The organism is Klebsiella sp. BIGb0149, from assembly GCF_004362605.1.
GTDB classification, from domain to species: domain Bacteria; phylum Pseudomonadota; class Gammaproteobacteria; order Enterobacterales; family Enterobacteriaceae; genus Klebsiella; species Klebsiella terrigena.
Genome location: NZ_SNYG01000004.1, coordinates 227,882 through 254,214, shown reverse-complemented (window position 1 = coordinate 254,214; position 26,333 = coordinate 227,882). Strand labels below are relative to the sequence as shown.

General features: G+C 59.4%; 17 protein-coding genes and 1 pseudogene. 15 read left to right on the top strand and 3 right to left on the bottom strand.

Going from position 1 to position 26,333, the window contains the following annotated elements; genetic code table 11:
* Nucleotides 1–1,547: 1,547 nt before the first annotated feature.
* The 12 genes and pseudogenes from dppA (at nucleotide 1,548) to EDF75_RS16045 (ending at nucleotide 19,118) form a co-directional block, all read left to right on the top strand.
* Complete coding sequence (gene dppA / locus EDF75_RS16100) at nucleotides 1,548–3,155, top strand: dipeptide ABC transporter periplasmic-binding protein DppA (protein WP_133600143.1); 1,608 nt, start codon at nucleotides 1,548–1,550, stop codon at nucleotides 3,153–3,155.
* A gap of 106 nt (nucleotides 3,156–3,261) precedes the next feature.
* Nucleotides 3,262–4,281 carry a dipeptide ABC transporter permease DppB gene (dppB, locus tag EDF75_RS16095; RefSeq protein ID WP_041143140.1) on the top strand — a complete coding sequence of 340 codons (1,020 nt, stop codon included), beginning with the start codon at nucleotides 3,262–3,264 and terminating at the stop codon, nucleotides 4,279–4,281.
* 9 nt (nucleotides 4,282–4,290) lie between these two features.
* Entirely contained in the window at nucleotides 4,291–5,193 is a 903-nt protein-coding gene (gene dppC, locus EDF75_RS16090) for a dipeptide ABC transporter permease DppC (RefSeq protein WP_045853916.1), read from the top strand.
* Between the two features lie 10 nt (nucleotides 5,194–5,203).
* Nucleotides 5,204–6,187 (top strand): dipeptide ABC transporter ATP-binding protein, encoded by a 984-nt coding sequence (gene dppD / locus EDF75_RS16085; protein ID WP_041143138.1) that lies wholly within the window; start codon nucleotides 5,204–5,206, stop codon nucleotides 6,185–6,187.
* The gene (dppF, locus tag EDF75_RS16080; RefSeq protein ID WP_133600142.1) at nucleotides 6,184–7,197 is read left to right on the top strand and encodes a dipeptide ABC transporter ATP-binding subunit DppF; all 1,014 of its coding nucleotides are present in this window, start codon (nucleotides 6,184–6,186) and stop codon (nucleotides 7,195–7,197) included. Before dppD ends, dppF begins: the two co-directional genes overlap by 4 nt.
* Before the next feature lie 486 nt (nucleotides 7,198–7,683).
* Entirely contained in the window at nucleotides 7,684–8,268 is a 585-nt protein-coding gene (locus tag EDF75_RS16075) for a cellulose biosynthesis protein BcsO (RefSeq protein WP_133600141.1), read from the top strand.
* A 1-nt stretch (nucleotide 8,269) separates the two neighbouring features.
* A pseudogene (bcsQ, locus tag EDF75_RS16070) lies at nucleotides 8,270–9,062 on the top strand (cellulose biosynthesis protein BcsQ).
* A 19-nt stretch (nucleotides 9,063–9,081) separates the two neighbouring features.
* Nucleotides 9,082–11,193, top strand: a complete 2,112-nt coding sequence (bcsA, locus tag EDF75_RS16065; RefSeq protein WP_133600140.1) for a UDP-forming cellulose synthase catalytic subunit — start codon at nucleotides 9,082–9,084, stop codon at nucleotides 11,191–11,193.
* Nucleotides 11,190–13,580 (top strand): cellulose biosynthesis cyclic di-GMP-binding regulatory protein BcsB, encoded by a 2,391-nt coding sequence (gene bcsB, locus EDF75_RS16060; protein WP_133600139.1) that lies wholly within the window; start codon nucleotides 11,190–11,192, stop codon nucleotides 13,578–13,580. Before bcsA (EDF75_RS16065) ends, bcsB begins: the two co-directional genes overlap by 4 nt.
* Nucleotides 13,577–17,629 (top strand): cellulose biosynthesis protein BcsC, encoded by a 4,053-nt coding sequence (locus EDF75_RS16055; RefSeq protein ID WP_133600138.1) that lies wholly within the window; start codon nucleotides 13,577–13,579, stop codon nucleotides 17,627–17,629. Before bcsB ends, EDF75_RS16055 begins: the two co-directional genes overlap by 4 nt.
* A complete protein-coding gene (gene bcsD, locus EDF75_RS16050) occupies nucleotides 17,629–18,105 on the top strand; it encodes a cellulose biosynthesis protein BcsD (protein ID WP_161795662.1) in 477 nt (158 codons plus the stop codon). Before EDF75_RS16055 ends, bcsD begins: the two co-directional genes overlap by 1 nt.
* A gap of 11 nt (nucleotides 18,106–18,116) precedes the next feature.
* A complete protein-coding gene (locus EDF75_RS16045) occupies nucleotides 18,117–19,118 on the top strand; it encodes a glycosyl hydrolase family 8 (protein WP_133600137.1) in 1,002 nt (333 codons plus the stop codon).
* A 55-nt stretch (nucleotides 19,119–19,173) separates the two neighbouring features.
* On the opposite strand, the gene bcsG is transcribed toward EDF75_RS16045, so the two are convergent.
* From bcsG to bcsE, 3 genes are read right to left on the bottom strand one after another with little or no spacing between them, the layout of a single operon-like run.
* Nucleotides 19,174–20,853 carry a cellulose biosynthesis protein BcsG gene (gene bcsG, locus EDF75_RS16040; protein ID WP_133600136.1) on the bottom strand — a complete coding sequence of 560 codons (1,680 nt, stop codon included), beginning with the start codon at nucleotides 20,851–20,853 and terminating at the stop codon, nucleotides 19,174–19,176.
* A complete protein-coding gene (gene bcsF, locus EDF75_RS16035) occupies nucleotides 20,850–21,047 on the bottom strand; it encodes a cellulose biosynthesis protein BcsF (protein WP_041143129.1) in 198 nt (65 codons plus the stop codon). The genes bcsG and bcsF overlap by 4 nt, the downstream gene beginning before the upstream one ends.
* Nucleotides 21,044–22,600, bottom strand: a complete 1,557-nt coding sequence (bcsE, locus tag EDF75_RS16030) for a cellulose biosynthesis protein BcsE (RefSeq protein WP_133600135.1) — start codon at nucleotides 22,598–22,600, stop codon at nucleotides 21,044–21,046. The genes bcsF and bcsE overlap by 4 nt, the downstream gene beginning before the upstream one ends.
* 167 nt (nucleotides 22,601–22,767) lie before the next feature.
* Here bcsE and bcsR point away from each other — a divergent pair, with 167 nt between their 5' ends.
* Genes bcsR through bcsA (EDF75_RS16015) form a run of 3 tightly spaced genes read left to right on the top strand, consistent with a single transcriptional unit; the run spans nucleotide 22,768 to nucleotide 26,330 of the window.
* Entirely contained in the window at nucleotides 22,768–22,956 is a 189-nt protein-coding gene (gene bcsR, locus EDF75_RS16025) for a cellulose biosynthesis protein BcsR (protein WP_071844861.1), read from the top strand.
* 18 nt (nucleotides 22,957–22,974) lie between these two features.
* Nucleotides 22,975–23,715, top strand: coding sequence for a cellulose biosynthesis protein BcsQ (gene bcsQ, locus EDF75_RS16020; protein ID WP_133600134.1), 741 nt, complete (start codon nucleotides 22,975–22,977; stop codon nucleotides 23,713–23,715).
* Nucleotides 23,712–26,330, top strand: a complete 2,619-nt coding sequence (bcsA, locus tag EDF75_RS16015) for a UDP-forming cellulose synthase catalytic subunit (RefSeq protein WP_133600133.1) — start codon at nucleotides 23,712–23,714, stop codon at nucleotides 26,328–26,330. The genes bcsQ (EDF75_RS16020) and bcsA (EDF75_RS16015) overlap by 4 nt, the downstream gene beginning before the upstream one ends.
* The last annotated feature ends 3 nt before the right edge of the window (nucleotides 26,331–26,333 follow it).

Below are 26,333 nucleotides of genomic sequence, written 5' to 3'. Positions count from 1 at the left end.
CCCGAGCGCAGCGAGAGAACGTTGCTTTAGCAACGGCCCGCAGGGCGAGCCACGTAGTGGCGAAGTCATCCTCTATCACCGACCAAATTGAAAAGCCCGCTCTTAGAGCGGGCTTTTTTACGTCCGTGGCCGATGCGGATGTTTGTCAGCCAGGAGGCGTTCCGTTCACCGGACGTCTGGCAGAACATGCGGCCCCGCTGCCAGGTGACCGGGTTAAGGGGAAGATAACCGTCTTCCCCTTAACGATCCCCGCGGTCCCGCACGGAAATCGGTGCTGCGCACTGCGCTCACCTCCCGGCCTGCAGCCTGCGGTCGGCTCAACTCGACCTGCTCGCCCGTTCCGGGGCTCGCTCCTGTCTCGATTCGCCTCTTGCCGCCATCCCTGGCGGCCAGCCCTTGTCTTGCGGCCTTCGGTTCGCCGATTTCAGCGGGGAGCCAGGGCCCTGCTGGGCGCCTTTTCTTCACAGAACGTTCAGCATCGCGGAGGATGGGGGAGGGGATGAGGTGATGGTATGAGGCGATGGGTTGCTTAACTGAACGGCATGATACGCGTTGAGCGTGCTTTTTACGTCCGTGGCCGATGCGGATGTTTGTCAGCCAGGAGGCGTTCCGTTCACCGGACGTCTGGCAGAACATGCGGCCCCGCTGCCAGGTGACCGGGTTAAGGGGAAGATAACCGTCTTCCCCTTAACGATCCCCGCGGTCCCGCACGGAAATCGGTGCTGCGCACTGCGCTCACCTCCCGGCCTGCAGCCTGCGGTCGGCTCAACTCGACCTGCTCGCCCGTTCCGGGCTCGCTCCTGTCTCGATTCGCCTCTTGCCGCCATCCCTGGCGGCCAGCCCTTGCCTTGCGGCCTTCGGTTCGCCGATTTCAGCGGGGAGCCAGGGCCCCGCTGGACGTCTTTTCTTCATAGAAGGTTCTGTATCGCGGAGCAATGGAGGGTCGGTACTATGCGCGTGGAGCGGAAGTAGCGGGTGCGTGACTCTATCCGACCCGGCAAAAAGGCGCTGATCCCCGTTTCTACCCGCCTGTTTATCGTTTTGTGACGTCTTCCATTGTATTTTTTTATATATGAACCGATCTTTTTTCGCGAAGCTTATGGATAACTGCAGCATTTTCCGCTGTGCGTTTTAACGTTCGCGCTATTAATCGCTCACATATTGGTCACATAGTAAGAAATTTTGACCATTTGCCAGAATTGCTTATCACTACATGTTGAAAGGTATTAAGGCGTTTATGCTGGTTCATTGCCGGTAGCATAAATTTCTCTGCTGAAAATAGCCTCATGGAGTTTTTTTAATCTTTGCCTGCGGTTTCTCACCCCGGATGTAAAACCAGGTTGGCTGTATTGACGTTTCCCCATTCTGTTGACAGATTGTAGGGCATGAGGGGCATTTCATGGAGAATCCGCACTGCAACTCAGTCGTTTTTGTGAAAGGAATCCCCATCTCTCTCAGCGCCCTCGGGCACAACCGACCAGACCGGGTAAAAAATAAATAAAGGTCTGGCGGAAATATGCAAACAACATCACATCTGGAGCAGAATAATGAGTATTTCCTTGAAAAAGTCAGGGATGCTGAAGCTTGGCCTGAGCCTGGTCGCTCTGACCGTTGCCGCAAGCGTACAAGCTAAGACCCTGGTTTACTGTTCTGAAGGTTCGCCGGAAGGCTTTAACCCACAGCTATTCACCTCTGGTACCACCTATGACGCCAGCTCAGTGCCAATCTATAACCGCCTGGTTGAATTCAAAACCGGGACCACGGAAGTTATTCCTGGCCTGGCTGAAAAATGGGAAGTGAGCGCGGACGGTAAAACCTATACTTTCCACCTGCGTAAGGGCGTGAAGTGGCAGGACAATAAAGACTTTAAACCAACCCGCGACCTGAATGCCGATGACGTGGTGTTCTCGTTCGATCGTCAGAAAAATGCGCAAAACCCGTACCATAAAGTTTCTGGCGGCAGCTATGAATACTTCGAAGGTATGGGCCTGCCGGACCTGATTAGCGAAGTGAAGAAAGTGGACGACAATACCGTCCAGTTCGTGCTGACCCGTCCTGAATCTCCGTTCCTTGCCGACCTGGCAATGGATTTCGCCTCTATTCTGTCAAAAGAGTATGCTGACAACATGCTGAAAGCCGGCTCGCCGGAAAAAGTGGACCTCAACCCGATCGGTACCGGCCCGTTCCAGCTGCTGCAGTACCAGAAAGATTCGCGCATCCTCTACAAAGCGTTCCCGGGCTACTGGGGCACCAAGCCGAAGATCGACCGCCTGGTCTTCTCTATCACGCCTGATGCCTCCGTGCGCTACGCGAAGCTGCAGAAAAATGAGTGCCAGATCATGCCGTACCCGAATCCGGCAGACATTGCGCGCATGAAAGAAGATAAAAGCATTACCCTGCTGGAGCAGCCGGGCCTGAACGTCGGCTACCTCTCGTTCAACACCGAGAAGAAACCGCTGGATAATGTCAAAGTTCGCCAGGCGCTGACCTATGCGGTCAACAAAGAAGCGATCATTAAAGCCGTTTACCAGGGCGCAGGCCAGTCGGCGAAAAACCTGATCCCGCCGACCATGTGGGGCTATAACGACGACGTTAAAGACTACAGCTACGATCCGGAAAAAGCGAAAGCGCTGCTGAAAGAAGCCGGCATGGAAAAAGGCTTCACCATCGACCTGTGGGCAATGCCGGTACAGCGTCCGTACAACCCGAACGCGCGCCGTATGGCTGAGATGATTCAGGCCGACTGGGCTAAAGTTGGCGTCCAGGCCAAGATCGTGACCTATGAGTGGGGCGAATACCTCAAGCGCGCGAAAGCGGGCGAGCATCAGACCGTTATGATGGGCTGGACCGGTGATAACGGGGATCCGGATAACTTCTTCGCCACCCTGTTCAGCTGCGCGGCGGCGAAAGACGGCTCCAACTACTCCCGCTGGTGCTACAAGCCGTTTGAAGACCTGATTCAGCCGGCTCGCGCAACCGACGACCATAATAAGCGTATTGAACTCTACAAACAGGCCCAGGTAGTGATGCACGATCAGGCTCCGGCGCTGATTATTGCCCACTCCACCGTGTTTGAGCCGGTGCGTAAAGAAGTCAAAGGCTACGTGGTCGATCCGTTAGGTAAACACCACTTCGAAAACGTTTCAATCGAATAAAAACAGTGTGGTCCCCCTCTCCCTTCACCGGGAGAGGGAATTGACAATTGTGAGCAATGCAGACGTCCTGTCACCAGGCAGAACGTCACTATAGAGAATCCGGGTTATGTTGCAGTTCATCCTCCGACGTTTGGGACTTGTCATCCCGACATTTATCGGTATTACCCTTCTCACCTTTGCCTTTGTACATATGATCCCCGGTGACCCGGTGATGATTATGGCGGGCGAACGTGGTATTTCCCCTGAACGTCACGCTCAGCTGCTGGCCGAAATGGGCCTCGATAAGCCGATGTGGCAGCAGTATGTCCACTATATCTGGGGCGTGCTGCACGGCGATTTAGGCATCTCGCTGAAAAGCCGTATTCCGGTATGGGAAGAGTTTGTGCCGCGCTTTAAGGCCACGATGGAGCTGGGCGTCTGCGCGATGATTTTCGCCGTCGTCGTCGGTATTCCGGTTGGCGTACTGGCTGCGGTAAAGCGCGGTTCTATCTTCGATCACACCTCCGTTGGCCTCGCGCTGACCGGTTACTCCATGCCTATCTTCTGGTGGGGCATGATGCTGATTATGCTGGTCTCGGTGCAGCTTAACCTGACGCCGGTCTCCGGGCGTATCAGCGATACCGTATTCCTTGACGATACTCTGCCGCTGACCGGCTTTATGCTGATCGACACCGCTATCTGGGGCGAGCCGGGCGACTTTATCGACGCCGTGATGCATATGATCCTGCCCGCCGTGGTGCTGGGCACCATTCCGCTGGCGGTGATTGTGCGTATGACCCGCTCGTCGATGCTGGAAGTGCTGGGCGAGGACTATATCCGCACCGCACGCGCCAAAGGCTTGACCCGGATGCGCGTCATTGTGGTCCACGCCCTGCGTAACGCGATGCTGCCGGTCGTCACGGTTATCGGTCTGCAGGTGGGCACGCTGCTGGCGGGCGCCATTCTGACCGAAACCATCTTCTCCTGGCCCGGCTTAGGGCGCTGGCTTATCGACGCGCTGCAGCGCCGCGATTATCCGGTAGTGCAGGGCGGCGTTCTGTTGGTCGCGACGATGATTATCCTCGTCAACCTGCTGGTCGATCTGCTCTACGGCGTGGTGAACCCGCGTATTCGGCATAGGAAGTAAGGGGCCATCATGTCACAAGTTACTGAAAATAAAGTTGTCGCCGCACCGGTGCCAATGACCCCGCTGCAGGAGTTCTGGCACTATTTCAAACGCAATAAGGGCGCGGTTGTCGGCCTGGTGTACGTGGCGATCATGATTATCATCGCCGTATTTGCCAACTTCATCGCGCCGTATAACCCGGCAGACCAGTTCCGCGACGTGCTGCTGGCGCCGCCGGCCTGGCAGGAAGGCGGGAGCTTCGCGCACCTGCTGGGTACCGACGACGTGGGCCGCGATATTCTGTCGCGCCTGATGTACGGCGCGCGCCTGTCGCTGCTGGTTGGCTGCCTGGTGGTGGTGCTGTCGCTGATCCTCGGCGTGGTGCTTGGCCTGGTGGCGGGCTATTTTGGCGGGGTGGCTGATTCCGTCATCATGCGCATCGTCGACATCATGCTGGCGCTGCCCAGCCTGCTGCTGGCGCTGGTGCTGGTGGCTATCTTCGGCCCGTCGATTGTTAACGCCTCCCTGGCGCTCACCTTTGTCGCCTTGCCGCACTACGTGCGCCTGACCCGCGCGGCGGTGATGGTTGAGGTGAACCGCGACTACGTCACCGCTTCGCGCGTGGCGGGGGCCGGGGCGCTGCGTCAGATGTTCGTCAATATTCTGCCTAACTGCCTGGCTCCGCTGATTGTTCAGGCCTCGCTGGGCTTCTCTAACGCCATTCTCGACATGGCCGCTCTTGGCTTCCTTGGCATGGGTGCGCAGCCGCCGACACCGGAGTGGGGCACCATGCTCTCCGATGTGCTGCAGTTCGCGCAAAGCGCCTGGTGGGTCGTCACCTTCCCGGGTGTCGCGATCCTGCTGACGGTGCTGGCATTTAACCTGATGGGCGACGGTCTGCGTGACGCGCTCGATCCCAAACTGAAGCAGTAAGAGGTTCGAGATGGCGTTATTGAATGTTGATAAATTATCGGTGCACTTCGGCGACGAAGGGACGCCGTTCCGCGCCGTAGACCGCGTGAGCTACAGCGTAAATCAGGGCGAAGTGGTGGGCATTGTCGGTGAATCCGGCTCCGGTAAATCGGTGAGCTCGCTGGCGATTATGGGGCTGATTGATTACCCCGGCCGGGTGATGGCGGACAAGCTGGAGTTTAACGGTCGCGATCTGAAGCGTATTTCAGAAAAAGAGCGCCGCCAGCTGGTGGGAGCCGAAGTGGCGATGATCTTCCAGGACCCGATGACCAGCCTCAACCCGTGCTATACCGTGGGCTACCAGATTATGGAAGCCATCAAGGTGCACCAGGGCGGCAATAAAAAAACGCGCGTTCAGCGGGCGATTGACCTGCTGACGCTGGTGGGGATTCCCGATCCGGCATCGCGCCTCGACGTCTATCCGCACCAGCTCTCCGGCGGGATGAGCCAGCGCGTGATGATTGCGATGGCCATTGCCTGTCGGCCCAAGCTGCTGATTGCCGATGAGCCAACCACCGCGCTGGATGTCACCATCCAGGCGCAGATCATCGAGCTGCTGCTGGATCTGCAGCAGAAAGAGAATATGGCGCTGGTCCTGATTACTCACGATCTGGCGCTGGTGGCCGAAGCGGCGCACAAAATTATCGTGATGTACGCCGGTCAGGTTGTGGAAGCCGGCGACGCGAAGGATATCTTCCGCGCGCCGCGCCATCCGTATACCCAGGCGCTGCTGCGCGCGCTGCCGGAGTTTGCCCAGGATAAGGCGCGGCTGGCGTCGCTGCCGGGCGTGGTTCCGGGGAAATATGACCGCCCGAACGGCTGCCTGCTCAATCCGCGCTGCCCGTATGCCACGGACCGCTGCCGCAGCGAAGAGCCAGAACTGAACCTGGTGGACCACGGACGTCAGTCCAAATGCCACTTCCCACTCGATGATGCCGGGAGGCCAACCCTATGAGTACCGAACAGGCCACCGCGCAACAGCTGCTGTTGCAGGCCATCGATCTGAAAAAATACTACCCGGTGAAGAAGGGGATATTTTCCCCTGAAAGGCTGGTTAAGGCGCTGGACGGCGTCTCCTTTACCCTCGAACGCGGCAAAACGCTGGCGGTGGTAGGGGAGTCAGGCTGCGGGAAATCAACCCTCGGCCGCCTGCTGACGATGATTGAAATCCCTACCGGCGGCGAGCTGTACTACCAGGGACAGGATCTGCTGAAGCACGATCCCCAGGCGCAGAGCCTGCGTCGGCAGAAAATCCAGATTGTGTTCCAAAACCCGTACGGTTCGCTGAACCCGCGTAAAAAGGTGGGACAGATTCTGGAAGAGCCGCTGCAGATCAACACGTCGCTGAGCAAGGCGGAGCGTCGCGAGAAAGCGCTGGCGATGATGGCGAAAGTGGGGCTGAAAACCGAGCACTACGATCGCTATCCGCATATGTTCTCCGGCGGCCAGCGTCAGCGTATTGCTATCGCCCGTGGTTTGATGCTCGACCCGGACGTGGTGATTGCCGATGAGCCGGTCTCCGCCCTGGACGTGTCGGTGCGCGCGCAGGTGCTGAACCTGATGATGGACCTGCAGCAGGATATGGGGCTGTCGTATGTGTTTATCTCCCACGACCTGTCGGTTGTTGAGCACATCGCCGATGAAGTGATGGTGATGTATCTCGGGCGCTGCGTAGAGAAAGGCTCGAAAGAGCAGATCTTCAGCAACCCGCAGCATCCGTACACCCAGGCGCTGTTGTCGGCTACTCCGCGTCTGAATCCGGACGATCGCCGGGAGCGCATTAAGCTGACCGGCGAGCTGCCAAGCCCGCTGAATCCGCCGCCGGGCTGCGCGTTTAACGCCCGCTGCCGCCGTCGCTTCGGGCCGTGCACCCAGCTGCAGCCGCAGCTGAAGGAGTACGGCGGCCAGCTGGTGGCCTGCTTTGCCGTTGACCAGGACGAAAACCAGGAAAAACGCCCCCTGTAATGACCCCGCCGCTGCCGAAGGACGAATGCTTTCGGCAGCGGCGTATTGCTCTGCTTCCCCCTTTCTTACGCCGAAAAAGGCGCCCCCTGCTCTTAGAAGAATCAGTCATTCGACTTATATATAGAGATCTATAAAAAGTCTAAAATATATAATTCAGCGTCAATTTAATGATTATTATGCTTGTTGTATATTGAAGGTCGGAATAAAAAACTGGTTATTTTCATTGGTTAGGTGAATGTGTGCGGCGCCTTAAGATACCTCCTAAAAAATGGAGCTATCATTTCATATAAGAAGTGATAGGGTAACCGCATAACTATCAGTGCATTAAAGCCACTCTAACCCATATCCAGATAAAAGCCGTTGCATAGCCGATCGTCCTGATCAACTTAACTTTATGAAAAACAATAAAATACACTATGCTCTAGAGGTATAGGGTCCAAATAAAAACAGCTAAAATAGAATGAATTTAAAATCATGGGGTTATCTATGAACCATTATGATGATTTGCAGCGCTTCAAGGAAAAGACTCGTACACAAAGTCTTCATTTCAAGGACCTTTCATCACAATCAACCGCTCGGGAACAGGGAGATTGGGTCATTCTCAATCAGCTTGCGCCTGGAGAAAAAGAGTCCTCGCTGGCAATGGGAGGATCGGTATCGCTTCCTCTGCCGCAGCAGGTCCCCGCGGATACGTTCCTGTGGGTTGAGCCTGAGCCAGCCCAGGTCGCTCCCGAGCCAACCCCGCCGATCCTGACGCCAGAACCGCCTCCCGCGGCCCCTGTCGTCGTGCCGGCTGCCGTTGCTCCGTCCCCGGTTGCCCAGGCCGCTGCCCCAGCTGAGCCGGTGCCGGCGACCCCTGCTGCCGCGCCGATACCCGCCCCTGCACCGGTTACAGCGCCCGCGCCGGCAATGAGCCCGCCGCCATCCGCTGCGCCTCGTCCGCTGCCGGCACCGCTGCCAGCCTCGGAAGGCTATGCGCACTTATTTGCGACGAAAGTCGCTGAACCTGCGGCTAAAGATAAAGATCAGCCGCTTAAATCTCTTTTAGAAAGGATTGCGACATGCCGCTGATTTGCGTGTGTTCTCCAAAAGGCGGCGTAGGAAAAACGACCCTCGCAGCAAATCTGGCCTACTCGCTGGCGCGCGCGGGTAGCAAAGTCCTGGCACTGGATTTTGACGTCCAGAATGCGCTGCGCCTGCATTTTGGCGTCCCGCTTAGCGATGAGCGCGGGTACGTAGCGAAGTCGCTCGAGCTGCACGACTGGAGCCAGTGTGTGCTCAGCGCGGGCAGCAATATCTTCGTGCTGCCCTATGGCGACGTCACCGAAAAGCAGCGTCAGGCGTTTGACGAACGGCTCGCCAGCGATCCGCATTTCCTGACGCGCGGGCTGTCGGCGCTGCTCAACTACCCGGGACTGATTATTATCGCCGATCTGCCGCCGGGTCCCTCCCCGGCGCTGACGGCGTTAACGCCGCTGGCGGACCTGCACCTGGTGCCGCTGCTGGCGGACACCGCCTCGATGTCAACGCTATCACATGTGGAAAAGCAGCGTTTAACCGGCGGTGAGCTGAATCACAAGCTCGGACACTTTTTCGTGATAAACCAGAGCGATACTCGCCGCCAGGTGAGTCGCGACGTGGTTGCGCTAATGGAGGAGAAGCTGAGCGACCGCCTGCTGGGCATTATCCACCGTGATGAAAGCGTCGTAGAGGCAAATGCTTCCCAAAAGTCGATTCTCGACTTTAGTTCATCCTCTGCAGCCGCCTTTGATATTGAAATCATTGCAAAAAAAATCTCTGCGCTGTTGGGTATCAATATTGGCGACGGCACGGTGCACAGCCAGCCTCGCATGTCAGGGCTTTAACTTATTGCAGGGCTGCTGAATGAAAAAGTCACTTTTCTGGTTGCTGGTACTGCTGCTGTCGCCGGTTGCCGTACTGGTCGTTATCACGCCGATGGACAGCCAAAAGCAGTATATTTTTGGTCTGTTGAGTATCGGCATTCTGTTCTTAATGGGGTTCAGTAAGAATCGCAGCGTTTCCGTCATTATGGTCGTGACTTCGCTGCTGATGTCGACCCGTTATATGTATTTCCGCCTTACGCAAACCCTGCATTTTAACTCCGGAATCGAAACGATTCTGGGGATGGGGCTGTTTTTGGCGGAAGTCTATATCTGGGTGATGCTGCTGCTGAACTACCTGCAAACGGTCTGGCCGCTGAAGCGCGAAATCGTCCCCCTACCGGACGATATGAGCACCTGGCCGACGGTCGATATCTATATCCCCAGCTATAACGAGCCGCTCGAGGTGGTTCGCGATACGGTGCTGGCCGCCCAGTGCATTGATTATCCAGCGGATAAGATGAAAATTTATCTGCTGGACGACGGTAAGCGCAGCGAGTTTGCGGTGTTTGCCGCCGACGTTGGGGTCGGGTATATCACCCGTAACGACAACAAACATGCCAAAGCGGGCAACCTGAACCATGCGATGACCCTGACGCAAGGCGAGCTTATCTGCGTGTTTGACTGCGACCACGTCGCCACCCGCGTCTTCCTGCAGGCCACGGTGGGCGGCTTCCTCAAGGACCCGATGCTGGCGCTGGTGCAGACGCCGCACTACTTCTACTCGCCGGACCCGTTTGAACGCAACCTCTCCGTCGGGCGCAATATCCCCAACGAAGGGATGCTGTTTTATGGCCCAATCCAGCAGGGTAACGACAACTGGAACGCGACCTTCTTCTGCGGCTCCTGCGCCGTTATTCGCCGTAAAGCGCTGGAGCAGATTGGCGGCTTTGCGGTAGAAACCGTTACCGAAGATGCGCACACCGCGCTCAAGTTTCAGCGCCTGGGCTGGAAATCGGCGTTCCTCGACATCCCGCTGGCGGCCGGTTTAGCCACCGAACGCTTAGTGGTGCACGTCATTCAGCGAACCCGCTGGGCGCGCGGTATGACGCAAATCTTCCGCCTCGATAACCCGCTCTTTGGCCGCGGGCTGACCATCCAGCAGCGTCTGTGCTATCTCAGCGCCATGCTGTACTACCAGTTTGCGCTGCCGCGCGTGGTTTTTGTTACCGCGCCGCTGGCCTACCTGCTGTTTAACCTGAACATTATCTACTCCTCGGCGAGCCTGATCGTCTCGTATGCCCTGCCGCACCTGTTCCTCGCCATCTACGTTGGCTCGAGGATGAACGGCCGCTACCGCTACAGCTTCTGGGGCGAAATTTACGACATCGTTCTGGCATTCCACCTGGTGCTGCCGACGCTGGTGACGATGATTTTCCCCAAACGCGGCAAATTCAACGTCACCGATAAAGGCGGCCTGCTGGACGTCGGCTACTTCGACTTTACCGTGGTCAGGCCGCATCTGGTGGTGGCCTGCCTGCTGGGGGTGGGCGTCGTTGTGGGTCTGGTGCGCGCCATCGGCCATGACTATTTCGGCTCCGATCCCAACGTTATCGCGCTGAACGTCGGGTGGGGGATCTACAGCCTGATCTTCCTGCTGGCGGCGATAGCGGTGGCGCGAGAAACCCGCCAGGTGCGTAAAACGATCCGTATTGATGTCGATATCCCGGTGCTCATCCACTATGCCAGCGGCATTGTCTCCCGCAGCCATACCGCCGACCTGTCGATGGGCGGCTGTCGTATCGCCGTGCCTGACGATCGCCACCTGGAGGATAAAATCGAAGAGATTGAGCTGATTCTGCAGTCAGGGGCTATCTCTATTCCGGCCGAGCAGGTCACCGCGGATGCGCGCTTTATTCGCCTCAAGTTTGATGAAAATATCCCGCTCTCCCTGCGCCGCGAGCTGGTGCGCGTGGTGTTGGCCCGCGCCGACGCGTGGATTAATCCGCCGCGTCCGCAGGATAAGCCGTTCCGCTCTTTCGCCACTATTCTGCGCTGCGTATTTGAGCTCTTCTGGCTGACCTGGAAAACGCGGCGCGATCGCCGTCGGCAACCTTCTGCTGCGCAGAGCGCGCAGGAGGAGGGGCAGCTATGAAGCGATTAACGACCCTTGCGCTGCTGGCGGGGATGCTCTCGGCCCCCGCGCTGCATAGCGAAGAGGCCCCGGCCGAACCCTCGGCTCCGCTGAACTTCCCGCTGCCGGACGCGGCGACCGATAGCGCGCCTGATGAAGGCGCGGCGCCGACGCCGGCAGAAGCCGAATCGACGCCGGAGCCGGCTTCCCTGCCGGCGATGCCGCCGGTCAGTAACCCCGCTCCGGAAGTGGTGCCGCTAACGCCGATCGTCGGCGGCAGCCTGAATCTGGCGCAAATGGGGATGCCGGACGGCATTATGCTGAGCGGCGGCCAGCTGCAGGGCGGCGCGAGCTTTACGCTGCCCTCCGATCAGGTGGTCACCCACGCTGAGCTGATGCTGGACGTCCGGGTTTCTCCGGAGATGGCCGCCCGCAACGCCACCCTGCAGCTGATGCTCAACGGCCAGCCGCTGGGTACGGTACCGCTGGGTACGGACGGCGCGGATATCTCGCACTTCCAGCTCGATATCCCGGCCGCGCTGATGGTCTCGAGCAATAATTTAAGCTTTAAGGTGAACGACGGCGACGCCATGCAGTGTCTGCTCAACGCGCGCGACGCCTCCGGCATCACCGTTTTACCCGCCTCGCGCTTTAGCTGGGAAAGCCAGCCGCTGAATATCAGCAACGACCTGAGCTTCTTCCCGCGGCCGTTCTTCGACAGCATGCAGATGACCCCGGCGGATATCGCGGTCGCCTACCCGCAAAACGCGGGTGCGGATATCTTCAGCACGGCGGCGCTGCTGTCGTCATGGCTGGGTATTCAGGCGGACTATCGAGGGATTGCTTTCAACGCCCTGCGCGACCGTTTGCCGGAGCGAAACGGCATTATCATCGGCCATCCGGGCGACCAGGTGGGCGGTTTGACCCTGCCGCAAACCGACAGGCCGCTGCTGCAGGTTGTTGATAACCCAGGCAACCCGAGCTACAAGCTGCTGCTGATCGTCGGGCAGAACGATGCGGCGCTGCGCGCGGCGGCCTGGCGGCTGACCCGCGGCAATATTGCGCCGCAGACCGCGAGCATGACGGTGGAGCCGCAGGCTATTCCGCTGGGTAAACCGTACGACGCCCCGCGCTGGATCCCAACCGATCGGCCGGTCAAAATCAGCGAGCTGCTGCGTAAAGATCAAAGCCCGACGGTGAGCGGAGTGTGGCATGAACCGCTGCGCGTCGCTTTCCGTGCGGCGCCGGATCTCTACCTGTGGGATGGCGAAACCATTCCCCTGCAGATTAGCTACCGCTTCCCGTCCGAAAGCTGGATCAACGAAGACAAGTCGCTGCTGAGCGTCACGCTGAACAACACCTTCCTGAACAACTTGCCGATGAACAAGCAGGGGCCGCTGGAGAAGCTGTGGCGTCACCTGGGCGGCGATGCCCGCCAGGAGCGCTTTACCATCCCGCTGGCGCCTTACCTGATCTACGGGGATAACCAGCTCTCGCTCTACTTCAACGTGGTGCCGAAGGATAACGCCCCCTGCTCGGTGCTGCTGAATAACAACATCAAGAGCCGCATTACCGACGACTCATGGATTGATTTGAGCAACACCCGGCACTTCTCCCTGCTGCCGAACCTCTCCTATTTCGTCGGCGCCTCGTTCCCGTTCTCGCGGCTGGCGGACTACTCGCAAACCGTGCTGCTGCTCCCGGAGCAGCCGTCGGATACGCAGGTGGCGACCCTGTTAAACCTGGCCGCGCGTTCGGGTAACGCCACCGGCACGGCGCTGGCCAACAACCGGGTGGTGCTGGGGGTTCCTGAGGGCGGCGCGGGCCTGCAGTACCTGCGGGAGCGCGACGTGCTGGCGGTCAGCGCCCTTGACCAGAAAACCTTTAACCAGCGCCTGCTGGCGAACTCTCCGTATAGTCCGGTGGATAACCAGCTCAGCGTCCGCGAGTCGGGAGGCTGGGCAAAGGTGCAGCGCTGGCTGACCGGCGACTGGACTTCCGCCAGCGTCGATGCCGACCGCTACTTCTCCTCCAGCAGCGCCTGGCGCGGCTTTATCAGCTACCGTTCGCCGTGGAATTCCCAGCGTACGGTGGTGGTGGCGATGGCCAGCAATGACGATCAGCTCGCGAGGCTGAAAAGCGACCTCGACTCGCCGCGGATCAACGCCGGCATTCGGGGCGATACGGCGGTGATCACCAGCGATAACGGCGTACGCAGCTTCCAGGTTAGCACGCCGTTCCCAAGCGGGCAGATGCCCTGGTACATGATGGCTATCTGGTACGCTAACCAGCATTCCGGCCTGCTGGCGATCCTCGGGCTTCTCGCCACATCGATAATCGGCCTGGCGTTAACCGCCATGTTTAAACGGCATGCTCGCAAGCGTTTGAGTTCGGGGGATGGCCAATGAAACGAGCGATCAAAATGAATAGCAGGGCAACCCGCAGACTATCGACCTTCTGCCTGTCAGGCGCGCTGACTCTAGGAGCATTCGGCGATGCCCTTGCCGCGAGCAACGATGCCGCGCTGCAGGCGCTTTTTGCCCAGGCCAACTACTGGCATGAAAAATCCCACGACGAGCTGGCGATGGAGTCGCTGCAAAAGGTGCTGCTGGTGGATGCCAACAACACTCAGGCGCTGTACCTGATGGCGCTCTGGACGCAGCAGGGCGGCGATCTTCAGGCGGCGGCGCAGTGGCGGGCGCGGCTGGCGAAAACCTCGCCGAACAGCGCCAGCCTGCAGGAGCTCGACAATGCCAAAAAAATGACCCAGGTGCCGCAGGGGCAGCTGAGTCTCGCCAGGCAGCAGGCGCGCAGCGGCAACGTGCCCGCCGCCCTCGCCACCTGGCGCAGCATGTTTAACGGCAACGTCCCGCCGTCGGGACTGGCGGCCGAATACTACATGACGATGGCCAGCGATAAAGCGCTCTATTCGCAGGCGATCGGCGAACTGCGCCAGTACGTGGCGCAGCATCCGCAGGAGAACGCGCCGCGGGTGGCGCTGGGTAAAGCGCTGACCTGGCGTGAGGATACCCGCCGGGAAGGGATTGCGATGCTGGAGCCGATGGCCAGCGGCAGCAAAGATGCCGACAGCGGGCTGCGCCAGGCGCTGCTGTGGCTGGGGCCGCAGTCCGGAGATCAGCAGTTTTACGACACCTGGATGCAGCGCCACCCGCAGGACACCGAGGTGCAGAACTACTATCGCCAGCGGCTCAGCGGCCAGGCGCGCGGGGAGGGGTATGCCAACCTCAACAGCGGCAATACCACCGCCGCGAAGCAGCAGTTTGAACAGGTGCTGCAAACCAACCCGCAGGATGCGGATGCGCTGGCCGGCATGGGCTACATCGCGCAGCGTAACGGCGATTTCCAGGCGGCATCGCAGTATTTGACCCGGGCGGCGGATCTCGGCGGCGATGATTCCGCCGCGCGGCGCCAGCAGGCTGCCGATGCGCTGTTCTACGGCCAGCTGGCCCAGGCGCAGCAGGCCTATAAGCAGGGCAATATCAGCCAGGCGCTGGCGCTTTCCGCTCCGCTGGCCCAGCAGAGCGGGACGCGAGGCACCTCGGCAAAACTGTTCCGCGCCGACGTTCTGCGACATAACAAAGACCTGCCGCAGGCCGAGCAGACGCTGCGTTCGCTGCTCAACGAGCAGCCGCAAAACGGCCCGGCGCGGGAGAGCCTCTATTACGTGCTGCGCGAGCAGAATAAAACGGCGGAGGCGCAGGCGATGCTGCGCACGCTGCCGGAGAGCCTGCAGCAAAAGCTGCAGCCGCGCGTGGTGACCGGAATGCCGGGGGATTCGCTGCGCCGGCAGGCGCAGGAGCAGGCCAGCAGCGGCAACGTGAGCGGCGCCATCGCGCTGCTGCGCCAGGGCGTATCCCGCTACCCGGATGACGCCTGGATGAGGCTTGATTTAGCCCGGCTGCTGCAAAAATCGGGCAACGAGAGCGAGGCCGCCTCGACGATGGCGGCGGCCTGGCGTCCCGGCGCCAGCAGCACCTCGCTGTACGCCGCGGCGCTTTATGCCAGTGAAAACGGCGGCTGGCAGCAGGCGCAAACGCTGCTGGGGCGTATTCCCGCCGCCAGCCAGACCAGCCAGATGCGCGATCTCCATCAGCGGGTGAACTACAACCTGCAGCTGGTGACGGCGCAAAACTACCTGGCGCAGGGCAATACGGTTGCCGCCTCCAACACCCTGCGGGCGATGGCCGCCACGCCGCCGAAATCGCCGGCGGACGTCGGCAAGCTGGCGCGGCTGCTGGCGCAGAGCGGCGATGTCACGACCGCCGTCTCGCTGGTACGCAACAACATCAGCGGCGGGATCTCGGGCAACGCCGGTGATTATGCCGATCAGGTGACGGTGCTGAATCAGGCGGGTCTGACCCGCGAAGCGCAGAACCTGCTGACCAACCCGCAGCTGCAGGCCAGCAGTACGCCGACGCAGCTGGCGAGCATTCGCAACGGCTATGTGATCAACGAAGCGGATCATCTGCGCGAGCAGGGGAACTACGCCGCGGCGTACGACAAGCTGATGGGCGCGATGCAAAGCGACCCGCAAAATACCGACCTGATGTTCGCGATGGCGCGCCTCTACCAGAGCGGCAAAATGAACAAAGAAGCCGGGGTGGTTTACGACTATCTGATGACCCGCGATACGCCGGATCAGGCGGCGCGCAGCGGGGCGATTGACGTTGCGCTCTCGTCCGGCGATAGCCGCCGTGCGGAGCAGCTCGCCGGCGGCCTGCGTCAGGATAATTCGCCGGACCGCCTGCTGCTGCTGGCGCGGGTCGAAGAGGCGCAGGGTAACCATCAGCAGGCGATGACCTATCTGCGCAGCGCGCGCGGCAAGCTGCTGGGCTTACAGAGCAGCAACAGCGCGCAAACGCCGACCGTTGGCGGCGTGCTGGCGGCGGATAACCCCTTCGTGGGCGTCTCCCGCACGCCGACGGCGACGCGCACGGCCTCCACCTACGGGCAGTATATGCCGTGGCAGGTCGCGCAGGTGTCGACGGGAGACGGAACCTCGCTGCCGGGGATCCAGCGCCCCGACCTGCCGGTAGAAACTGCGCAGACCCGCATGCTGCGTCAGGTGGATACCATGATGGAGTCACTGCAGGAAAAAACCGGCAGCTGGCTGCAGGGCGGCATGGAGGTGCGCGGGCGCGATGGCGAATCCGGTACCAGCAAGCTGACGGAAATGAAAACGCCGCTGACCTGGTCCTCGTCGCCGTTTGGCGATTCGCGCTTTGATTTCACGGTCACGCCGATCACGCTGAATGCCGGGACTGCGACCGGTGACGCGTGGCGGCGCTACGGCGCGAACCCGCTCTCTAACGCGGTCTCTAATATGATTAGTACCGTGACCAGCGAGCAGGCGGCGATTGCGGCGATGACGCCCACCGAGCAGGAGACCTACTTTGCCAGCAATCCAGGGGCCTCTTCGCTGAGCTCGCTGGGGACGCTGAACGCCTCCGATTTTAACGCCACGACCCGCAGCGGCATGGAGAACCTGGCGAAGCTGGGAGCCTATGATTCCGGGCAGGTTGCCAGCTATCTGGCCGCCTCCAGCCGGAAACCGAACGTCGACCAGGCCAGCGGCTCAACGGACGCGCAGAAGGCCAACGGCGTCGAGCTGGCGCTGGCGCTGAGCGGGGATGATTACCGCGTGGACATCGGCAGCACCCCGCTGGGCCAGGATCTGAACACCGTCGTCGGGGGCGTGAAGTGGTCGCCGAAGCTGACCAACTATCTGTCGCTGATTTTCACCGGCGAGCGCCGCTCGCTGACCGACAGCCTGCTCTCCTACGTCGGCCTTAAAGACGCCTACTCGGGGAAAAACTGGGGCCAGGTGACCAAAAACGGCGGCACCCTGCAGCTGAGCTACGATGACGGCGACGCCGGCTTCTACGTCGGCGGCGGAGGCTATAGCTATATTGGCGACAACGTCGCCAGCAACACCAGCGTTAACGCCAACGCCGGGGTCTATCTGCGGCCTTACCACGACGAGTATCGGCAGCTGCAGACCGGCCTGAGCATGAGCTACATGGACTACTCGAAAAACCTGAGCTACTTCACCTACGGTCAGGGGGGCTATTTCAGCCCGCAAAACTACGTGAGCGTCTCGCTGCCGGTCAACCTGACGGAGAAATACGATAACTGGACGATGAAGCTGGGCGGTTCGGTGGGCTACCAGTCCTATAGCCAGGATAAGAGCGCCTACTTCCCGACCAACTCCGAGTGGCAGCGGACCCTGGAAACCGCCGTCACGAACGGGTTCGCCAAGGAAGCTTACTACTCGGCAACCTCGAAGAGCGGCATTGGCTACACCCTGCGCGCCGGCGCGGATTACAAGGTAAACAAACAGATGACGCTTGGCGGCCAGGTAGGCTATGACACCTTCGGCGATTACAACGAAAGCACCGCCGGTCTTTATATCCGCTATATGTTAGGAGATAACTGATCATGACGGAAAATAATAACGCGGAGGCGCTGGCCTGGTTTCAGCAGCAGCAGACTCCTGCCGGATGGTTCGATCTGCTGATCGTGATGGTGGATGGCATGCTCAGCAACGCGGGCGAGCTGGAGAGTCAGCCCTTTCTGCGCCAGATGGGTGAGGAGCTGGCGGACAACTATCCTCTGCCGGAATCGGAGACGGTCGGCCAGCTGGAGGCCAATATCAACCAGCTGCTGAGCCGCTTCAAGTGGGGCGTGGTCAGCGTTGACGTCGGCGACGACGGGCTGCGGCTGCGCCATCGGGCGATGCCGGTCAGCCGCGACGAAGCGCGCCGCGTGCGCTGGTGTAATGCATTCTGTGCCATACTCGAAGGGCTTTATTCCCGCTGGCTGAGGGGGCAGGGCGGCGGCGCGCACGTTGTGTTACAGCGTGAGCGGCTGTTTTCTGTGTCTGACGTTCAGTTTCTCTACTTTCATCCATAACGAGTGCACTTATGTCCTTGCGTGCTTTAGTCGCAGTCATGGTTACGACGACGATGATGGTGCTTCCCCGCGCGTGGGCAGATACCGCCTGGGAAAGCTATAAATCCCGTTTTATGATGGCCGATGGGCGAATCGTTGATACCGGCAACGGCAACGTTTCCCATACCGAAGGGCAGGGGTTCGCCATGCTGCTGGCGGTCGCCAAAAACGACCGCCCTGCCTTTGATAAGCTGTGGCAGTGGACGGATAAAACGCTGCGCAATAAAGACAACGGGCTTTTTTACTGGCGCTACAACCCCGTCGCGCCGGACCCTATTGCGGATAAAAACGATGCGACCGACGGCGATACCCTGATCGCGTGGGCGCTGCTGCGCGCGCAGCAGCAGTGGGGGGAGAAATCCTACGGCATCGCTTCAGATGCCATCACCGCGTCGCTGCTGAAGTCTACGGTCATCACCTTTGCCGGTCATCAGGTGATGCTGCCCGGTGCGAAGGGCTTCAACCGCAACGATCACGTCAACCTCAATCCCTCCTATTTTATTTTCCCCGCATGGCAGGCCTTTGCCGCGCGTACGCACCTGACCGCGTGGCGTAAGCTGCAGAGCGACGGGCAGGCGCTGCTGGGTAAAATGGCGTGGGGTAAGGCGCAGCTGCCCAGCGATTGGGTGGCGCTGAGGGCGGACGGCAGAATGGAGCCGGCAAAGGAGTGGCCGCCGCGGATGAGCTACGACGCGATTCGCATTCCGCTTTATCTCTACTGGGCCGATCCGCAAAGCGCCCTGCTGACGCCGTGGAAAAGCTGGTTTCAGAGCTATCCGCGGCTGCAGACTCCGGCGTGGGTCAACGTCAATACCAACGATGTGGCCCCGTGGTTTATGACCGGCGGCCTGCTGGCCGTTCGCGACCTGACCACCGGTGAAGCGCAGGACGATCCGCAGCTTAGCGCGCAGGATGATTATTATTCTGCCAGCCTGAAGATGCTGGTCTGGCTGGCGAATAACGACCGCCGGTAAGCAACGACCGGCGTCTGAACGGGCCGCGGGGGTGAAACCCTGCGGCCTTTTCGTTTTACTGCGGGTACGGAACCCAGCTTCCGCCGTTCAGCTGTACGTAAGGTTTGCCCTGATACTGAATGACGATGGCGTTAGCGTTCTCCGATACCGCGGCGCTCTGCGGCAGGTTGGCGGTGTACTGCGGCCAGTTCACGTTATCCTGGGTAAACATTTTGCCGTCGAGGGCGCGAACCACCAGCTCGGAGATCGCCAGATAGCTGCTCGGCCGATCGATAACCAGCGGCGCGCCCTGGCGCGGTTCCTTCATGCCAAAGAACTTCACCGCCGCCGGAACGTTAGTGATCGACGGGCTTGGGATGTCGCGCAGGCCGGAGACCTGCATTTTATCGCCCTTCAGCGCCCCGCCGTGCTCCGGCACCACCACCACCATAACTTTACGGCCCGACTTTTCCAGCTCGGTAAAGAAGTTGTCCAGTTCGTCAAAGAGCTTCTGGGCGCGCACCTTATAGTCGGCCGTTTTGCTCTGGCCCGGGAAGTGGTTGCCATCGTGGAGCGGCAGAATGTTGTAGAAGGTCGCGGTGCGCGCATCGCCCTGCTTATCTTCCGTTTCCAGCCAGCGGTTCAGGGTCGCCAGATCGTCATACACCGGCGAGCCGTCGAAGGCCTGCAGGCTGACCGGCAGACCTTTCTGGTCCATCAGCGGGCTTTGCATGCCGCCCAGGCTGCGCAGCTCCTTCAGGAAGTCGCCAAACAGGCCGTTGTGGCCCAGCATCAGCTGCTGGTTGAAGCCGAGCTTCGCCAGATTTTCAAACAGGTAGCACTCGCTGCCCGACGGCTGATACAGGTTGGAATGCGACAGCTGGCCGCAGCTGGCGCGGAGCAGACGAACCGCCGCCGGGCCGCTGTAGGAGGTTGCCGAGTTAAAGTTTTTGAACACGATATCAAAGTGCTTCCACAGCGGATGGTCCATCAGCCCGGCGGCTTCGATATCGGACCATGACAGGGAGCAGATATTAATCACCAGCAGATCAAAGGGCTGGGCGTCCGCCGGCAGCTGCTGCGGGAACGGCGTTTTACGCTTCTGCTCCGAGGCATAGAACGCATTCAGCCAGCTGGTGAGGTTGGCGGACGTGGGCGGTTCGGTCTGCGGCGGAATATCGCCGTTAGCGGAAGCGGTGCCCGCCGCCTTTCCCCCGGCGTTGGTGGCGGCGATGACCGCGGTGGTTGCCGCCGCCGTCGTCGGCTGGCCGGCCGGCCACAGGGTAAAGGAGGGGAGCAGCGGGCTGACGGCGAGCCATATCATCATCGCCGAGACCAGCACCGTGACGCGCAGCCACTGGCTGATAAACAGCCACAGAACCAGCAGCACAAAGAAGGCGCCGACCATATTCCAGTTAATAAAGCGGGTCACCAGGTCCCAGATATAATCCGCGCTAAAGCCGGCAAGCTGGGAGCCCTGGCTGAAAATACTCTCCGGGCCGGGCAGCCAGGTGTCGTGCCAGAACAGCGCGATACCGAAGGGAATCGCGACCAGGTGGCGCAGGCGGTGCAGCTTATACCTCGGCAGCGGCACCAGCAAAAAGGCGAGAAACACCAGGTTAAGCATCGGGTGGAAATTAAGATATCCCGCCCACAGCAGAGCAAACTTCACCAGAAAGTAGAAATTCCACCCGGCAAGGCCGCGCCAGTATTGCCAGAGCGGAAGCGGCGTTGCGGTAGTTTTGGGATTGGTCATTTATTCACTTTGCCTTGCTTAGCCGTTGCATCCCGGCGCAGTACGCCAGCCGGTTTAACATAACGGGGTTTAAAGAACATCAATCGTAAGGTGGTGCGGATACGGCGCTGGTAGTGGCGCGTAAGGTAACCTAACGGGAAAAACAGCAGCGCGCAGAGCACCACCAGCTGAATAATATCGCTAAGAGACATCATGATTTTTGCTCCACGTCGGTGGACAGCCGGTGCGGCTCAGGTATCCGGCGCCAGCTGCGCCCGTCGTGGGCGGCGTTGATCGCCTCGTTTTTGCCTACCGTAATAGGCAGCGGCGTGTTCCATTTATCCGCCGTGAGGCCGCGCATCAGCAAAATCTCCGCCGTAATTTGTTTATCTTCAAACCAAATCATGCGGTTAGAGAATATGTCGCCGGTAGGAAGCGGGAAAATATGGTTCAGCGCCGTATCCAGATCGTTGACGCGACAAAATGAGAGAAACAGCACCAGCCGGTTGTTGCCGATGGTCATGATATCGCCCATGCGGTTGGGCTTGCAGAGCGTCAGCGCCTGCTCAACGCGCAGGCCCGGCGCCGGACGTAGCGCGACCATCACGCCTTTGCTGTCCGCAGGCAGCATGGTATTGGCCATGATGTTATAGACCGCGGAGCAAAAGTCGTCCCACTTCTGATAGCCGCGCAGCTTGAGCGGCTGGCTCCAGGCTATAAGGGTGGCGAAGTCTTCCGGAATATGGCGGCTAAATTTCTGTTTCTGAACGCTCTCAATGAGCGTCAGGCAGCGCGACAGCGGCGCGCCGCTGGGGATCACCATATTCGCGCCGCTGCTGAGCAGCAGTCGTTCATCGGTGGCGCGCAGGCAGGGAGTCTGTTCGCGGACAATGATTTTTAATGCACTTCCGCGCTGGCGGCGCAGGGTGTGAATATGGCGCCCCAGCTGCTCGATCTGTACATTTTGCGTTACGCTGAACAGCAGGGTTGCCGCCTGCGCCGTTCTGGCGGCGTTAAACACGGCGTCGTTGGTATCAAACAGCGTCCAGTATTCCGACAGTGCCGGGGCACCCTCAAGGACGCGTAAATTGCTTAATACGACCTTTTCATCGCTGCGCGGCTGGACGATTGTTTCTTCATCCTGCGCCAGCCGCCATCCGGCTTCGTCTTGTAAAACAATCAGCTGTTGCTGCGCGCTCATTCCTTTTTCACTGCCCCACCAGGCAATATCAAACAGGAAGTTATCGCCCTGATAGCGGATGCTGGCGAGACCAGAAAGAGAACGATACTGATATAATAGCGGGGACAGCTGCTTATCATTATCATTACCCGAATTAAGTACTAGCAAGGAGCAATTGTGGTATTTGGCCCACCGCGCTGATTTTTCTACCCACTTGCATAATTGTTCACTTTTAATATTTTGCCAGGCATTTTCAGCGCATAGCAGAATAAATAGATAATTGCCAGGTTCCAGCGAACAAAGTAAATCGCGGTGCATTTCTTCTAATCCTTCCGTGAGGTTCGGCAGGGTAAATAAAACAATTTTTTCCGGGCCGCTGTTATTATCTAATGAAATGATTTTACTTGGTTTCTCACCCATTACGATCGCTGCAACCTTGCCGTCTTTAGCCTGTGCGGCCAGCGTATGGTTGAGCAGACTTACCGCATCAACATAGCGGTCAACGTTGAGCCACCATACCCCGCCAACGGGCATATGGCTGACCTCGTCCCATAATGACGAAATACCCAAAGTATATACGATATCCACGACGGCCCTCACCAGCCCTGATTTACACTGGATTAGTTTACTAGCGAAAGCGGCAGAGTAAACCTAACATTGAAATTAAAGAGCATCGGTCTTAGCATATAGGGCCATTTAAGAATGGCCTTGTACACTTCGGTTATTATTTATGTGTTGTTTGAATGGACAGTGAAATGCCAGGAAAAGAGCCTGTAGTGCCCTCAGATGCAACGCTGGGTTATACCTTTCAAAATGATTTCCTGGCGCTAAGCCGGGCATTTTCCCTGCCTGAAATTGATTACCACGATATTTCCCGACGCGAGCAGCTGGCTGCGGCGCTGAAACGCTGGCCACTACTGGCAGAATTAGCAGAGAAAAAGTAAAAAGTAAGGACGCCGTCGATGGCTATTCTTGGATTACAGGGCATCCGTGGCGGCGTGGGCACAACGTCGATTGCCGCGTCGCTCGCCTGGGCGCTACAGCTGCTGGGGGAAACGGTGCTGGTGGTTGATGCCAGCCCGGATAACATGCTGCGCTTTTTTTTCAACGTCGATGCCGGCCATCGTGAAGGTTGGGCGCGCGCCTTAATTGACGGCGGCGACTGGCGCGATGCCGGCATGCGCTACACCTCCCATATTGATATTTTGCCCTTCGGTCAGCTGACGCCGGGTGAAAGGGAGCACATCGACAGGCTCTACCCGACGCTGGATCCCCTGGCCGCTATCGTGCAGCGGCTCGACCAGCAGGGCGATCGTCGCTGGGTGCTGCTCGATTTACCCGCCGATTTTTCCCCGCTGACCCGCTCGCTGCTCGACGTCTGCGACCGTACGCTGGTGGTGGTGCATCCGGACGGCAACAGCCATATTCGCCTGCATCAGCAGGCGCTGGCGGCGAATCGCGATATTCTGATCAACGATCTGCGGGTGGGCAGCCAGCTGCAGGAAGATTTATATCAGCTCTGGCTGGAGAGCCAGCGGCGCATTCTGCCGATCGCCATCCATCGCGATGAGGCGATGGCGGAGTGCCTGGCGGCAAAGCAGCCGCTGGGTGAATATCGGCAGGACTCTCTGGCGGCAGAAGAGATCCTGACCCTTGCCAACTGGTGCCTGCTGCACTACTCCTCCGCCCGGGAGGCGCAATGATGCGCCTGAGCACGCTGCTGCTGGCTCCTCCGGTTGCCGAACGCCTGAGCGAACGCTACGCCGACTATCGCCAGCATGGCGCCTCGTGGCTATCGGCGATGCTGGGCTGCCTGTGGGCGGCGCTGGCGTGGGCGCTGATGCCGCTGGAAACGCCGCGCTGGCAGGCGATCCTCGCCAGGCACGGCGACTATTTCCCGCATATTCATCCCCATCGGCCGCGGCCGCTCGATCCGCTGCGCTACCTGCTGCAGTCGGTGTGGCTGCTGGTGACCCGGGTGCCCGAGCCTGAGAAAAAGGTCAACTGGCGCTCGCTGGTGGCCCTTGAAGGCGTGCACGGCCGCTATGCCCAGTGGATGGACCGGCTCCCGGAGAGGGTAAACACCCGCACCGGTCATCTGGATAAATACAAAGAGCTGGCGCATCTCAATCCAAAGCTGCGCAAGGCGATCCTCAGCGTGGTGGTGGTTTTCTCGCTGATCCTGGCGCTGCTCTGCATCACCCAGCCGTTTAACCCGATTTCGCAGTTTATCTTCCTGCTGCTGCTGTGGGGCGTGGCGCTGCTGGTGCGGCGCATTCCGGGGCGCTTCTCGGCGCTGATGCTCATCGTGCTCTCGCTCACCGTCTCCTGTCGCTATATCTGGTGGCGCTATACCTCGACGCTGAACTGGGACGATCCCGTCAGCCTGGTGTGCGGGCTGGTGCTGCTGTTCGCTGAAACCTACGCCTGGCTGGTGCTGGTGCTGGGGTATTTCCAGGTGATCTGGCCGCTCAACCGTCAGCCGGTGCCGCTGCCCAAAGATATGGCCGAGTGGCCGACGGTCGATATTTTCGTGCCGACCTATAACGAAGACCTCAGCGTGGTGAAAAACACCATTTACGCCTCTCAGGGTATCGACTGGCCGAAAGATAAGCTGAATATCTGGATCCTCGATGACGGTGGGCGGGAAGAGTTTCGCCAGTTTGCCAAAGACGTGGGGGTGCACTACATCGCCCGTGAGACGCACGAGCACGCGAAGGCCGGCAACATCAACAACGCGCTGAAGTATGCCAACGGCGAGTTCGTCTCCATTTTCGACTGCGACCACGTGCCGACGCGCTCTTTCCTGCAGATGACCATGGGCTGGTTCCTGAAGGAGAAAAAGCTGGCGATGATGCAGACGCCGCACCACTTTTTCTCTCCGGACCCGTTTGAACGCAGCCTCGGGCGTTTTCGTAAAACCCCGAACGAGGGCACCCTGTTTTATGGCCTCGTGCAGGACGGCAACGATATGTGGGACGCCACCTTCTTCTGCGGCTCCTGCGCGGTGATCCGCCGCGGCCCGCTGGATGAGATCGGCGGTATTGCCGTCGAAACGGTGACCGAAGATGCGCACACCTCCCTGCGCCTGCACCGCCGGGGCCATACCTCCGCCTATATGCGTATTCCGCAGGCCGCCGGGCTGGCGACCGAAAGCCTGTCGGCGCATATCGGCCAGCGTATCCGCTGGGCGCGCGGGATGGTGCAGATTTTCCGTCTCGACAACCCGCTGTTCGGTAAAGGGCTCAAGCTGGCGCAGCGGCTGTGCTACGTCAATGCGATGATGCACTTCCTGTCCGGTATTCCGCGGCTGATCTTCCTGACCGCGCCGCTGGCCTTTTTACTGCTGCACGCCTATATCATCTATGCGCCCGCGCTGATGATCGCGCTCTTCGTGCTGCCGCATATGATTCACGCCAGCCTGACCAACTCGAAGATTCAGGGGAAATATCGCCACTCCTTCTGGAGTGAAATCTACGAAACGGTGCTGGCCTGGTATATTGCGCCGCCGACCTTCGTCGCGCTGATTAATCCGCATAAGGGCAAGTTCAACGTTACCGCGAAGGGCGGTCTGGTGGAGGACGAGTACGTCGACTGGGTTATCTCTCGTCCCTACATCTACCTCGTGCTGCTTAACCTGGTTGGCGTCGGGGTCGGCATCTGGCGCCACTTCTACGGCCCGGAAAACGAAATATTGACCGTGTGGGTCAGCATTGTGTGGGTGTTTTATAACCTGATTATTCTCGGCGGCGCGGTGGCGGTGTCGGTGGAAAGCAAGCAGGTCCGCCGCTCGCACCGCGTGGAAATGAACATGCCGGCGGCGATTGCCCGCGAAGATGGCCACCTCTTCTCCTGCACCGTCCACGACTATTCTGACGGTGGGATAGGGATCAAAATTCACGGTAAAGCGCAGGTCCTGGAAGGGCAGAAGGTCAGCCTGCTGCTCAAACGCGGGCAGCAGGAGTACGTCTTCCCGACGCGGGTAGCCCGCGTGAACGACAGTGAAGTCGGCCTGCAGCTGCTGCCGTTGACCAATAAACAGCATATCGATTTTGTGCAGTGTACGTTTGCCCGCGCCGATACGTGGGCGCTTTGGCAGGATAGCTTCCCGGAAGATAAACCGATGGAAAGCCTGCTGGATATCCTGAAACTGGGGTTCCGTGGATATCGTCACCTGGCGGAGTTCTCTCCGCCGTCGGTGAAGGTTATTTTCCGCTCGCTTACCCTGCTGGTTGCCTGGATAGTCTCGTTTATTCCCCGTCGTCCCGAACGCGCCGCGGCGATACTAACTTCGGAACCAGAAATGGCTCAACAATGATGA